We start from the raw sequence: 12,516 nt of genomic DNA on the forward strand, positions 1-12,516 counted from the left end.
CCATGGTCATGACGCACAGCACTTCCGACGCGCCAAGCCAGCCGGTTCCGGAACATGTCAGCCGCGGCAAGCTGGTATTGCGCAGGTTCCTGCGGAAGAAACTCGCTGTCGGCGGAATCGTGGTAATTCTGCTGATGTACGCGCTCGCGTTCGTCGCACCGCTCTTTTCGCCGTGGACCTACGCCAGCCAGGACCCGAACGCCTACCTTTCCCCGCCGAGCCCGCGACACTGGTTCGGCACCACCCAGATCGGTGGCGACGTATTCGTGCAAACCATGCACGGCCTGCAGAAGTCGCTGTCCATCGGGCTCCTGGTCGCGTTGATCGCCACCGGGCTGGCGGCGATCGTCGGCGCGGCCGCGGGTTATTTCGGCGGTTGGGCGGACCGGGCGCTGATGTGGCTGGTGGACCTGCTGCTGGTGCTGCCCTCGTTCCTCCTCCTGGCGATCATGAGCCAGTGGCTGCGGCGCCAGGGCTGGCTGATGTTCGTGCTGATGCTGGCCGCGTTCCTGTGGATGATCACGGCACGGATCGTGCGCGGGCTGACGCTTTCGTTGAAGGAACGCGAGTTCGTGAAGGCGGCGAAGTACGCGGGCGAGAGCGCGTGGCGCATCATCGGGCGACACATCCTGCCGAACATGGCGTCGTTGCTGATCGTCGATGCGACGATCAACGTCGGCACGGCCGTGCTTGCCGAGACGGGCCTGAGTTACTTCGGGTTCGGCGTGCAACCGCCCGACGTTTCGCTGGGCACGCTGATCCGTGACGGCGCGCCGTTCGCGCTCACTTCGTCGTGGTTGTTCCTGCCCGCGGGGCTGCTGCTGATCGTTGGCGTGCTCGCGGTCAGTTTCGCCGGTGACGGCCTGCGTGACGCGCTCGACCCCACCGGAGGCCGGTCGTGACACCGGTGCTGGAAGTGAGCGGGCTGGAGGTCGGCTTCCCCGGCCAGGACACCGAGGTACATGCGGTGCGCGGGTTGAGCTACCGGATCGACCGGGGCGAGGTGCTCGCGATCGTCGGGGAGTCCGGCTCGGGCAAGTCCGTTTCGTCGCTGGCGGTGATGGGCCTGCTGCCCGAGCGGGCCCGGGTGTCCGGATCGATCCGGTTCTCCGGGCGCGAACTGATCGGGTTGAGTGACCGTGACCTCTCGACCATCCGCGGCAAGCGGATCTCGATGGTGTTCCAGGACCCGCTGTCCGCGCTGACCCCGGTCTACACCGTGGGCGACCAGGTGGCCGAGGCTCTCCTCGCGCACGGCAAGCTGTCCAAACAGGACGCTTCCCGGCGGGCGGTGGAACTGCTCGACCTGGTGGGCATCCCGCACGCCGCCCAGCGGGCGAAGGCGTATCCGCACGAGTTTTCCGGTGGCATGCGGCAGCGGGCGGTGATCGCCATCGCGATCGCCAACGACCCGGACCTCATCATCGCCGACGAGCCGACCACGGCGCTCGACGTGACCGTGCAGGCGCAGGTGCTGGATGTGCTGAAGACCGCGCGGGAGGTCACCGGTGCGGCCATCGCGATCATCACGCACGACCTGGGTGTGGTGGCCGGTTTCGCCGATCGCGTGCTGGTCATGTACGCCGGGCGGGGGGTCGAATCCGGGCCGGTCGAAGAGATCTATGCGCGGCCCCGGATGCCGTACACGCTGGGGTTGCTCGGCTCGATTCCCCGGCTGGACGCTGCGGAGAAGCAACCGCTCGTGCCGATCGAGGGCCAGCCGCCGTCGCTTTCCGACCTGCCGCCAGGCTGCCCGTTCGCCCCGCGCTGCCCGATGGTGGTGGATGCCTGCCGGGAGGCTGAACCTCCGTTGGCGGAGGTGGCGCCCGGCCACACGGCGGCGTGTGTCCGTAGCGCGGAACTCGGCGTCGCTGCCGAGGCCGCGGAGGTCTATGGCGCGTCGGTGGTGAGCTCGTCGGCCCTGGCCGCCGTGCCGCGCGAGGAACGCGCCATGGTGCTCCAGGTGCGGGATCTGGTCAAGCATTATCCGGTCACCAAGGGCACGGTATTCCGTCGCCGCGTCGGCACGGTGCGCGCGGTGGACGGGATCTCGTTCGATCTCGTCGAGGGCGAGACACTCGGCCTGGTCGGCGAATCCGGCTGTGGGAAGAGCACGACGCTGCTGGAAATCCTGGATCTCGCCACGCCCGCCGCCGGCTCGGTCACCGTCTTCGGCCGTGAAACGTCTACTTTGGACGCGGGCGCGCGCAAGGAGATCCGCCGCGAGCTGCAGGTGGTGTTCCAGGATCCGATGGCGTCTCTGGACCCCCGGATGCCGATCGCCGACATCATCGCCGAGCCGATGCGCGTGCACGGCTACCCGAAGGCGCGTATTCGGCTACGGGTGCCCGAGCTGCTGGAGCTCGTCGGGTTGCGGCCGGAGCACGCTGTTCGGTACCCGGCGGAGTTTTCCGGCGGCCAGCGGCAGCGCATCGGCATCGCACGGGCCCTCGCGCTGGAGCCGAAACTGGTCGTGCTCGACGAACCGGTGTCCGCATTGGACGTTTCGATCCAGGCCGGGATCATCAACCTGCTCGACGAGCTCAAGGCGAAACTCTCGCTGTCCTACCTGTTCGTCGCGCACGACCTGTCGGTGATCCGCCACATCGCCGACCGGGTCGCGGTGATGTATCTCGGGAAGATCGTGGAAATCGGGGAGGTACGCACGGTTTTCGCCGCTCCGGCGCACCCCTACACCCGCGCACTGCTGTCCGCGATCCCGCTGCCGGACCCGGTGGCCGAGCGGCGGCGGGAGCGCATCGTGCTCACCGGGGACCTGCCGAGCCCGACGGATCCCCCGTCCGGCTGCCGGTTCCGCACCCGGTGCTTCACCTTCGCCGCGTTGCCCGATAGCGAGCGTTCGCGCTGCGTCGAGCAGGAACCGTTGCGTGCCAGTCATAACGGCGACCACGAGGTCGCTTGTCACTTCGCGGATGGAGCACCACAGGTCGAAACACGAGATGGGCACCCGGGAGAGAGGAGCACTTCGTGAACAGGCAGAGATGGGCGGCGGTGGTGGCACCACTGGCCGCTGGGGCGCTGGTGCTCAGCGCGTGCGGCGGCGGCACGACCGGTGGGGGCAATGCGCAGGTCCGGGAGATGGGCACGGCCGACATCAACGCCCAGCCGGTGGAGAACCTGCAGGACGGCGGCAGCGTGAACCTACCGCTCGCGCAGTGGCCACAGCAGTGGAACTTGAACCAGGTCGATGGTGCTTCGGTCGACCTGTTCCTGGTGGGACACGCGATCTCGTTCGAGCCGTTCGCTCAGCAGGCGGACGGCACGGTGAAGGTCAACACCAACTTTCTGCTCTCTGCCGACCTGATCTCCACCACACCGCAGGTGGTCGAGATGAAGATCAACCCGAAGGCCAGGTGGTCCGACGGGATGCCGATCACCTGGCGCGACATCCAGGCGAACTGGCAGGCGCAGAACGGCAAGAACGGCGACTACCAGCCGGCGAACACCGCCGGGTGGGAGGACATCGACAGCGTCGAGCGCGGAGCCGACGACCAGGACGTCCTCGTCCGGTTCGGAAAGCCGTTCTCGGAATGGAAGGGCCTTACCAACTTCATTTACCCGGCGTCGCACTATTCGACCCCGGACCAGTTCAACAAGGACTGGGTCGACCAGATCCCGGTGACCGCGGGACCATACCGGGTCAAGCAGATCGACAACACCGGCAAGGTGCTGGTCCTGGAGCGGGACCCGAACTGGTGGGGCCCGAAACCGAAGCTGGACACCATCACCTTCCGGCAGGTCTCGGCTTCGGCGCAGCCGCAAGCATTCGCCGGCGGTGCGCTCGACGCGGTCGACATCGGACCCGACGTCGCCACATTCCAGACGCTGCAACAGGACGCCGATGCCGAAATCCGCACGGCGCTGGCGCCGAACTGGCGGGTGCTCAACTTCAACGCCAAGGCCGGTACACCGCTTTCCGATCCGCAAGTCCGGATCGGCGTGATCAGAGGAATCGACCGGGTGGCGCTGGGCAAGGCGGTGATCGGCCCGATAGTCCCGGACGTGCGTCCGCTGAACAACCGGATCTACGTCGAGGGGCAGAAGTACTACCAGGACGACGGCGCTCCGTACAGTTACGACCCGGCCGCGGCCGGCAAGGCACTCGACGCCGCGGGCTGGACGTTGCCGGCCGGTGGTCAGGTGCGGCAGAAGGACGGTAAACCACTCACGATCAGCCTGATGTACCCGGCCGGCACGCCGGTCAGCGCCAACGAGGGACAGGTCATCAAGCAACAACTGTCCGCGATCGGGGTGGATGTCACGTTCAACGTGGTGGATCTCAATGCCTGGCAGACCCAGTACCTGCAGGTGGGAAACTTCGAGATGCAGAACATGGCCTGGGAGGGGACGCCTTTTCCGATCAGCAGCTCGAGCGGGATTTATATCTATGATCCCAACAATATCGCGCAGAACTACGGTCGCATCCCGGACACGGAAGGCATCGGGGACCTGTTCAAGAAGTCATTCACCGAATTCGATGACGACAAGCGCGCCGCGATCGGTAACGAGATCGACCAGGCGTTGTGGCGGGAAGGTTTCTCGCTGCCTCTTTACCAGCGCCCGGATGCGTGGGGTGTGAAGAAGGGGCTGGCGAATTTCGGTGCGTTCGGCTTCGGCGCCCCCGACTACACGACCGTCGGTTGGATGAAATAGGAGTGTTCGGCAAGCGCGGCCGGGTCGCGATGCCACGGCCACTTCGGCACGGCCTCGCGACCACGGCGCTGGTGCTCGTGGTCTGCGGGGCCGTCGCGGCGGTCTCCGGCTACTCCTTGGCCACGGAACGGACTCCGCAGGCGGCCGGTCGCGCGCTGAGCGGGCTGATCTACCCCGCGCTGATCGCCGTGGTGGTCGTCGCGGTGGGCGGCTGGGTGTGGTTGCGCCGGGTGCTGCTGTTCCGGCGGCCAGGGCGGGTGTGCCGCCTTCGCCGGGTTCGGATCCAGCGCGGACTGCTCGTCCGCTCGTGGCTGGAGACCCAGGAGAGCCCACGGTGCTGGATTCCGGTGTTTTTCGAGCCCGAGCTGGTCACCTTGCCGTCGCCGGCCACCGCGCGCCTGCACGGGAAGCGGCTGGCGGCGGTCGAGATCGACGGGGTGCGGCTCTACCCGTCCGGGCGGCTGCGTACCACCCAGCCGCTCGGACGGCGAGGGGACAACCCAGCGTTGCCGGATGAGCACGCACCGGCGAGGGCGAGGACGGCGGCACGGTGGCCCAGACAGCTACGGGTGGATTCCGTGCTGCTGGTCACCGCGCCGATCGTCGGGTTGTTCTGGGTCTTTCTCGACGATTCCGGTGTTTTCGGCTGGCTGGGTGCGACCGCCGTCACCGCGTCCGTCGCCCTGTGGTGGGCCGCCATCCGTGGTTCCGACCCATCCTGACACTCGATTGCGGCAACACGATCGCGGTCACGCGCAAAGTCAAGAAGGAGATGTCATGAGTGACCCGTTACTGTCGAAATTCGGCATGAACGGGTCACTCATGCAGCGCATCGCCTGTTGCCAGAGCCGGCTAATCGTGAGATTGCGCACGCAGGGCCAGCGGCGCTCCGGCAAGATCCTCCTCGTTGCACAGCAGTTTCACGTCGTAGTACGGGGCGCCTTCGCGGTCGTCGTAGTCGAGGTGAATGGCGAGCACGTCGAGCGGCTCGCCGAGCCATTCCTGTGCCGAGCGAATCCAGGCCGCGCAGCGCTCCAGTGCTGCGGCAAGGTCGTCATCGCGGAATTCCACCGGGCGGTACGGGACTTCCTGTACCTGGTCCCGGGGGTTGGTCGGCACCGGCAACTCCGGGGCGAGACCCGAGTCGTCCAGTTCCAGGCGGATCGTTTGCTCAGTCACCCTTCGAGGGTCCCTCACCCAAGCCGTCGGGCGCAAGTGACCCACGATGAATCCCCAGCTAGAGGGTCCTCTTCCACACCGTCGATACCACCGATCGGGCATGCCCCACCGTGGCCGAGAAATCGTTTTCCTCCCCGCCGAGCATCCTGATCGCGAGCCGGGCGAAATGGGTCGCGAGTTCCTCCAGCGACAGCGGTCCGTGCGGCGAATACCACCTGGACACCCCGTTGCACATCTCGAGCAGCGCGAGCCTGGTAAGGGTCGGGCGGGTGTCGTGGAACACTCCGGCCGCGATGCCTTCCTCGATCGTTTCCGCCCACAGCCGCTCGTATTCGTCCCGCCGCCGGACGACCTCGCTCCTGGCCTCGGGGGACAACACGTGGACCTCGTGGTCCACCACCCGGGTTTGCGCGGGCTCGATCGCATGGGTGAGCACATGCAGCGCGACCAGCCCGGCGAGCCGGTCGCGCGGATCGCTGGCCGGCACCTGCCGGGCCGCGGCCAGCAGGCGGTCCAGGCACTCGCACATGATGCCTTCGAGCAGTTCCTCCTTGGTGCCCATGTAGTGGTACAGGCTCGCCGAGGAGATCTTCGCCGCCTGCGCCAGCTCCCGTATCCCGGTGCCGTGGAAACCCTTGTCCGCGAACAGTTTCACCGCGGCGGCGCGCACCCGCTGTTCAGTGAGGGTCATGCTGTGTCCTCCGCGAGTTGCGCGCGACCGTGTCCTGTGGGGGCTCCGCCCCCGCACCCCGACTGGGGGCAAGCCCCCAGACCCAGCGCCTTGTGGGGGCTCCGCCCCCACACCCCCAACTGGGGGCAAGCCCCCAGACCCCCTTGATCGTGTCGCCAAAGCGCTCCTGACGAACTCGGGTCACGTCGCCCTTGATGGCGCCCCGCCCCGATAACGGGACAAAAGCGCGCGCTCGGTGGTCACCGTGATTGCCGTGGGTTGACCCAGGGGGTGCCATGCGAGAGTCCATGTTCGTCGATCGCGCGTTCTCAAAAACAGGGTGTTCACTCCCACTGCGCGCTCACGCGGTCGTAGCGGGGCAGGTTCCAGGAGGCCAGTTCGCCCTTCGCGACCCGTTCGGACGGGGTCAGCGGCAGGGACTCGGTCACGGTCCAATACCGGGGCACCTTGAAATAGGCGAGCTTGGTGGCGCAGAACTCGGCCAGCTCGTCCGGTGTCGCCGCCTCGTTCAGCACCACGAAGGCCCGTACCTCCTCGCCGCGCAGTTCGTCGGGTTCGGCGATCACCGCGGCCAGTCGGACCGCGGGATGGTGCAGCAGGGCGCGTTCCACCTCGTCGGCGGAGATGTTCTCGCCGCTGCGGCGGATCATGTCCTTCGTGCGCCCGACGTAGAAGACGCGCCCACGATCGTCCATGCTGGCCAGATCGCCGGTGTGGAACCAGCCACCGCGGAACGCACGGGCGGTCGCTTCGGGATCGTCGTGGTAGCCGTGCATCATTCCGATCCCGCGCAACACCAGTTCGCCGGTCTCGCCGCGCGGTACCGGGTGCCCGGCCTCGTCGACGATCATCGCCTCCCGATCGCGGGTGGGGGTGCCGACGCAGCCCGTGCCGACCAGCTCGTCGTGGTCCATTTCGGATACCCGGAGATCGCCGCCGGTCTCCGTCATGCCGAATGCCTCGTACCAGGGCACGCCCCAGCGTTTCTCCAGCGCTGCGTGCAGGTCGCGGGGTATGGCCGACGCGCTGATCGCGCGAACGTTGTGGTCGCCGTCCTTCGGGGATTCCGGCTGCCGCAACAGAAGCACGGGCATCAGGCCGAGACAGTAGAACCAGGTGACCTCGTATTGCCGGACCTTCGACCAGAACGTCGACGGGTGGAACCGGTCCAGCACGACCAGGGTCGCGCCGGCGGCCAGTCCGAGCGCGACGTTCCATTGTGGATCGATGTAGTGGAACGGCTGGGCAGTCAGGATCGTGTCCTGTGCCGAGATCTTCGGGAACTCGGTCACCAGCCCGCGCACGAGGGTCAGCCAGTAGCGGTGCGGCAGGACGCAGCCCTTCGGTGCGCCGGTGGTGCCTGAGGTGTACTGGATGTTGACGGGCAGTTCGCCCGTGGCCATAAAGGTCGGTGCGCCTTCGGGGACCGAGCTGGCCAGCTCGTCGACGGTGAGCACGCGTTCCAGCGTCGTGGCGGGCGCGATTTCCTCGAGCAGTTCGACGAATTCCGGGGCCGCCACGGCGAACCGCGCACCCGATTGCCGCAGCACATGGCACCCGTCGAGCTCGCGGTAGTTGATGTTGACCGGCACCAGCACCGCGGCCAGTTTCGCCAGCGCCAGCCAGAGCAACGGGAACGCTGGTTCGTTGCGCATCATCACCGCGACCCGATCGCCCCGCTTCACCCCGAGGTCCCCGAGCGCCAGCGCGAGGCGGTCGCTTTCCCGGTCGACGTCGGCGAAGGTGAGCCGCGCGCCGGTCTCGTCGAAGATCCAGGCCACCCGGTCCGGCCAGGTCCGCGCGGCCCGCCGGACCAGCGTCACCAGGTCGTCGACCTGGCCGAGGGCGATCATCGCCGGCTCCGGAAGTCCGCCGCGGCCCGCGCGGCGTCCGATGAATACTCGGTGATCAGCGCGTGGCTCACTTCGAGTTCCAGCGCGGGCTCGAGGTCGATCGACGCGTCGAGCGCACGCTTGGCGAGCGTGGCCCCGGGTTGCTTCGCGATCCTTCCGGCCCAGTCCATCGCCGTCTCGCCCACATCCGTCACCACGGCGTTGACGAGACCGATGCGCTCCGCCGTGGCCGCGTCGATCCGCTCGCCCAGCAGGACGAGTTCCTTGGCCTTGGCCGGGCCGACCAGCAGGGGCAGCAGCCGGGACGCCGCCCCGGTGACGCTGAGCCCGAGTCCGGCCTCGGGGAAGGCGAAGACCGCGTCTTCGGCGGCCAGCACCAGATCACAGCCGAGTGCGAACTCCGCCCCCGCGCCGATCGCGTAGCCGTGCACGGCGGCGATCACCGGTTGCGGGAGCGCGCGCAGGCGGCGGGTGACGTCCTGGAGACGTTCCAGCCGGGCCCGTGCGTCCCCGGGCGGGGTGGGTTCCTTCAGGTCGTGGCCGGCGCAGAACGCGCGCCCGCGCCCGCCCAGCACCACCGCGCGCGCACCGGAGCCCGCCACCTGGCCCAGGGCCGCCAGCAGGTCGTCGACCAGCACGGGGGCGACCGCGTTCAGCCGCTCGGGGCGGTTGAGCCAGACCCGGGCAACGTCGTCGTGCCAGCCGATTTCCACCGAGGTCATGTGGTTGCTCATTTCTTCGCTAGTTTGCGCGCGACCGCGATCGTGTCGAGAGGGCGCTGCACAGGGGGTCGAGTCAGGTCTGTGACGAGGGCGCCCTGCCGCCCCGATAAGGGGGTCTGGGGGCTTGCCCCCAGTCGGGGCCGAGCCCCCACAAGACACGGGACAAAAGCGCGCGCTCGGTGGTCACCGTGATTGCCGCGAGTTGATACAAGTGGTGCTATGCGCCTCCTTACACCGTCCACCACAGCTTAGCCGATCGATCGATCGATTGGGGGAGATCGTGGGGCGTCACAGTATGGTCGACACGTGCGGGTGGACGCTGTTTTCGAAAACGCGCGGGTGTTGAGCGACCGGACTCCGACGTCGGCGGTCGCGGTGCTGCACGGCCGGATCGTCGCGCTGGGGGAAGACGCCGAGGCGCTCTCGGCTCGGCAGCGGGTGGATCTGGGCGGCGCCGTGGTGGTACCAGGCTTTCACGACGCCCACAACCACATGGTCTGGTTCGGCACCAACCTCGACGAGGTGCCGCTCGGCGAGTGCACGCACGTCGACGAGGTGTACGCGGCGATCGCGAAGCGCGCGGCCGAGGTCGGAGAGGGTGGCTGGGTCGTGGGCCACGGCTACGACCAGAACCGGCTGGTGGGCGGGCATCCCACCCGGCACGGCCTGGACCGTGCCGCGCCCGGACGGCTGGTGCAGCTCAAACACACCTCCGGGCACATGTGCGTGGTCAGCTCGAACGTGCTGGACCGGCTCGATCTCGCAACCGTGCCCGCCGGCGGCGACGTGGTGCTGGACACCGACGGCTCACCGACCGGCCTGCTGCGCGAGCAGGCGCAGTTGCTGTTGCGCCCGCTCACCTATCCCGTGCCGGAGGAGCGCGTGGTGCGCGCGATCGACCGGGCGAGCGAGGTCTACCTGTCCGAGGGCATCACCAGCGTGCAGGAGGCCGGGGTCGGTGGCGGGCTGGTCGGGCAGACCCCGGTCGAGGTGGCCGCCTATCAGCTCGCGCGGGACCGGGGCGTGCTGCGGGTGCGGACCACGCTGATGGTCTCGTCGGCCGTGCTGCACGACCTGCCCGACGACAGCGGGTTCGGTCTCGATCTCGGCCTGCGCAGCGGACTGGGCGACGAGTGGTTGCGCGTCGGCCCGATGAAGCTGTTCGCGGACGGTTCGCTGATCGGACGCACCGCGGCGATGCGTGACGACTTCGCCGGCGAGCCCGGAAACCGGGGCTATTTCCAGCTTCCCGAGGATGAGCTGGCTCGCACGATATTGCGGGCGCACCGGGCGGGCTGGCAGATCGCCACGCACGCGATCGGTGACCGCGCCATCGAGACGGTGCTGGATGCCTACGCGGCGGCGCTCGCCGCGTATCCCCGGCCGGATCACCGGCACCGCATCGAGCATTGCGCCGTGCTGCCGCCGGAAGGACTCGCGCGGGTCGTCGAGCTGGGCCTGATTCCGGTGCCACAGGGCCGGTTCGTGACCGAAATCGGCGACGGTATGCGGGCGGCACTGGGCCCGGAGCGGGAGGACTGGTGCTACCGCTTGAAGTCCCTTGTGGACGCCGGCTGTGTGCTGCCGGGCAGTTCGGACCGGCCGGTGGTCAACGGCGCCCCGCTGCTCGGGTTGATCGACATGGTTCGCCGGCGTACGTCACAGGGCCATCTGCTGGGTTCGGACGAGCGCCTGACTCCCGCGCAGGCGTTGCGCGCCTACACCTACGGCTCGGCCTACGCGGCCTTCCGGGAACACGACCTCGGGACGCTGGAGCCCGGCAAGCTCGCCGATTTCGCGGTGCTGTCCGCGGACCCGACCGAGGAGTCCACTTTGGAGGACGCGCGCGTGCTGGCCACGGTGATCGGCGGCGAGCTGGTCTACCAGGCGACCTGAGTATTTTCGCGTGGCAGAAAGTCACCTGACCGGGGTGAGTTCTTCACCGGATCGGTGGCCGGAAAATCAAATGTGTGCCCCAGTGTTATGAACACGTTCTGAATGACACGGGCGCTGTCGGCGAATTCCGGGAGGACACGGATGACCGGAACGAGCGATCTGGGATTGTCGGAGCTCGGGGTTTCCCGGGCCCGGAGGCACCGCCGTGCCCGCGGGCGACGGGTGTTGCTCGTGGGCGACGTCGGCACCGGTGACATCGGTGACGACGTGCTGCTCGCCGAGGCGCTGCGAGCCCTCGGCGGCGACGCCGAGCCGCGGGTCCTCTCCCACAATCCCATGCTCGTGGAGGCCATTCACCGGGTGCGCGCCGTCCCCGCGTCGGCGCAGGCGTTGTTGACCTCCCTGTGCTGGTGCGACGCGGTCGTGGTGGTCGGCGAACCGTCCGCCGGCCGCGGCTGGCCGGTCGTCGTCTCGGCCTGTCTGACCGTGGGCCGGGAAGCCACGTACCTCACCTTCTGCGGTGGTGCCGCGATGTCGCGACCGGTGCGGCGCTCGCGCCGGTCGGCCGGCGAGCACGACACCCCGGCCGTCTACTGTGACGAGGTTTTCGCGCGATTGCCGGCCGAGCCCGCCGAGTACGCCCAGGGCGCGCTGGCCGCCGCCGGGGTGCCGCCCCAACGTCCGCTGTTGCTGCTCGCGCCGAAAGCGATGCCGGACGAATGCCGCACGCTGGACGAGATCCGGATTCTGGCCGGGGCCGCGCGCGCCTGGGACCGTCACGGCGGCACGGTCGCCGGCATCGCGATGTCGGCGCACGCCGATTTCGGCATCGACCGGACCCGCCGCGACGAGGCGCTGCTCGGCGAGGTGTCCGCGCAACTCGGCCACGACCTGCCGGTGGTCGGGCCCCTGCTGCCGCCTCGGCTGGCGAAGGCCGTGGTGGGCCAGGCGGAAGCTGTGGCCGGAGCGCGGCTTCCCGCGCTGGCGCTGGCCGCCGCGCAGGGCGTCGCGCTGCTCGGCTTTCCCTGGGAGGAACAGACCGCCGAGTTCCTCAGCCGGCTCGGCCTCCCCGCCCTGCCGGAACGGCCGTTGCCCGGCGACGCGGCCGTCTGGGTCGACGCGCTCCGCCTGGCGGCGGCCCCATGGTCCCGGGTCAGGGTTGTCTGATCCAGGGCGGTACTGGTGGCGAATGCGGCGCCACCAGTACCGCAGTCTCGGCGCCTGTGTTCCCGGTTCGGGCGTCCGAGTTCCCGGTTCGGGTGTCCGAGTTCTCGGTTCGGGTGTCTGAGTTCTCGGTTCAGGTGTCTGAGTTCTGGCTTCGCCGCATCCCGGCGTCCTCCCCGCCGCACGATACCGACGACAAATGTGGAACCCGGGTGCTGGAACCCGGAACTTGAGGGCCTGAGCCGGGAACTTGGGTGCCTGAGCCGGGAACTCGGGTGCTGGAACCGGGAACTTGGGTGCCTGAGCCGGGAACTCGGGTGCTGGAACCGGGAACTTG

General features: G+C 68.6%; 10 protein-coding genes. 6 read left to right on the plus strand and 4 right to left on the minus strand.

The window, feature by feature from the left end:
- The first annotated feature begins 8 nt into the window (after positions 1–8).
- From A3CU_RS49980 to A3CU_RS46240, 4 genes are read left to right on the plus strand one after another with little or no spacing between them, the layout of a single operon-like run.
- Positions 9–902 (plus strand): ABC transporter permease, encoded by an 894-nt coding sequence (locus A3CU_RS49980; protein ID WP_245617282.1) that lies wholly within the window; start codon positions 9–11, stop codon positions 900–902.
- Positions 899–2,992, plus strand: coding sequence for an ABC transporter ATP-binding protein (locus tag A3CU_RS46235; protein ID WP_156960513.1), 2,094 nt, complete (start codon positions 899–901; stop codon positions 2,990–2,992). The genes A3CU_RS49980 and A3CU_RS46235 overlap by 4 nt, the downstream gene beginning before the upstream one ends.
- Complete coding sequence (locus A3CU_RS0123395; protein ID WP_027944358.1) at positions 2,989–4,674, plus strand: ABC transporter family substrate-binding protein; 1,686 nt, start codon at positions 2,989–2,991, stop codon at positions 4,672–4,674. The genes A3CU_RS46235 and A3CU_RS0123395 overlap by 4 nt, the downstream gene beginning before the upstream one ends.
- On the plus strand, positions 4,662–5,396 hold the full coding sequence (locus A3CU_RS46240; protein ID WP_156960514.1) for a hypothetical protein: 735 nt from the start codon (positions 4,662–4,664) through the stop codon (positions 5,394–5,396). Before A3CU_RS0123395 ends, A3CU_RS46240 begins: the two co-directional genes overlap by 13 nt.
- A 130-nt stretch (positions 5,397–5,526) precedes the next feature.
- Here A3CU_RS46240 and A3CU_RS0123405 read toward each other — a convergent pair whose 3' ends face one another.
- From A3CU_RS0123405 to A3CU_RS0123420, 4 genes are all read right to left on the minus strand, one after another.
- Positions 5,527–5,853: a hypothetical protein gene (locus A3CU_RS0123405; RefSeq protein WP_027944359.1), complete on the minus strand. Its 327-nt coding sequence runs from the start codon at positions 5,851–5,853 to the stop codon at positions 5,527–5,529.
- Positions 5,854–5,911: 58 nt separating this feature from the next.
- Positions 5,912–6,544 carry a TetR/AcrR family transcriptional regulator gene (locus tag A3CU_RS0123410; RefSeq protein ID WP_027944360.1) on the minus strand — a complete coding sequence of 211 codons (633 nt, stop codon included), beginning with the start codon at positions 6,542–6,544 and terminating at the stop codon, positions 5,912–5,914.
- A gap of 323 nt (positions 6,545–6,867) precedes the next feature.
- Entirely contained in the window at positions 6,868–8,397 is a 1,530-nt protein-coding gene (locus tag A3CU_RS0123415; protein ID WP_027944361.1) for an AMP-binding protein, read from the minus strand.
- Positions 8,394–9,119, minus strand: a complete 726-nt coding sequence (locus tag A3CU_RS0123420; protein ID WP_027944362.1) for an enoyl-CoA hydratase/isomerase family protein — start codon at positions 9,117–9,119, stop codon at positions 8,394–8,396. The genes A3CU_RS0123415 and A3CU_RS0123420 overlap by 4 nt, the downstream gene beginning before the upstream one ends.
- A 306-nt stretch (positions 9,120–9,425) precedes the next feature.
- Here A3CU_RS0123420 and A3CU_RS0123425 point away from each other — a divergent pair, with 306 nt between their 5' ends.
- Positions 9,426–11,015, plus strand: a complete 1,590-nt coding sequence (locus A3CU_RS0123425) for an amidohydrolase (RefSeq protein ID WP_027944363.1) — start codon at positions 9,426–9,428, stop codon at positions 11,013–11,015.
- Positions 11,016–11,156: 141 nt separating this feature from the next.
- Positions 11,157–12,182: a hypothetical protein gene (locus tag A3CU_RS0123430; protein ID WP_156960515.1), complete on the plus strand. Its 1,026-nt coding sequence runs from the start codon at positions 11,157–11,159 to the stop codon at positions 12,180–12,182.
- The last annotated feature ends 334 nt before the right edge of the window (positions 12,183–12,516 follow it).

The sequence above is a fragment of the Amycolatopsis taiwanensis DSM 45107 genome, assembly GCF_000519205.1.
GTDB classification, from domain to species: Bacteria; Actinomycetota; Actinomycetes; order Mycobacteriales; family Pseudonocardiaceae; genus Amycolatopsis_E; species Amycolatopsis_E taiwanensis.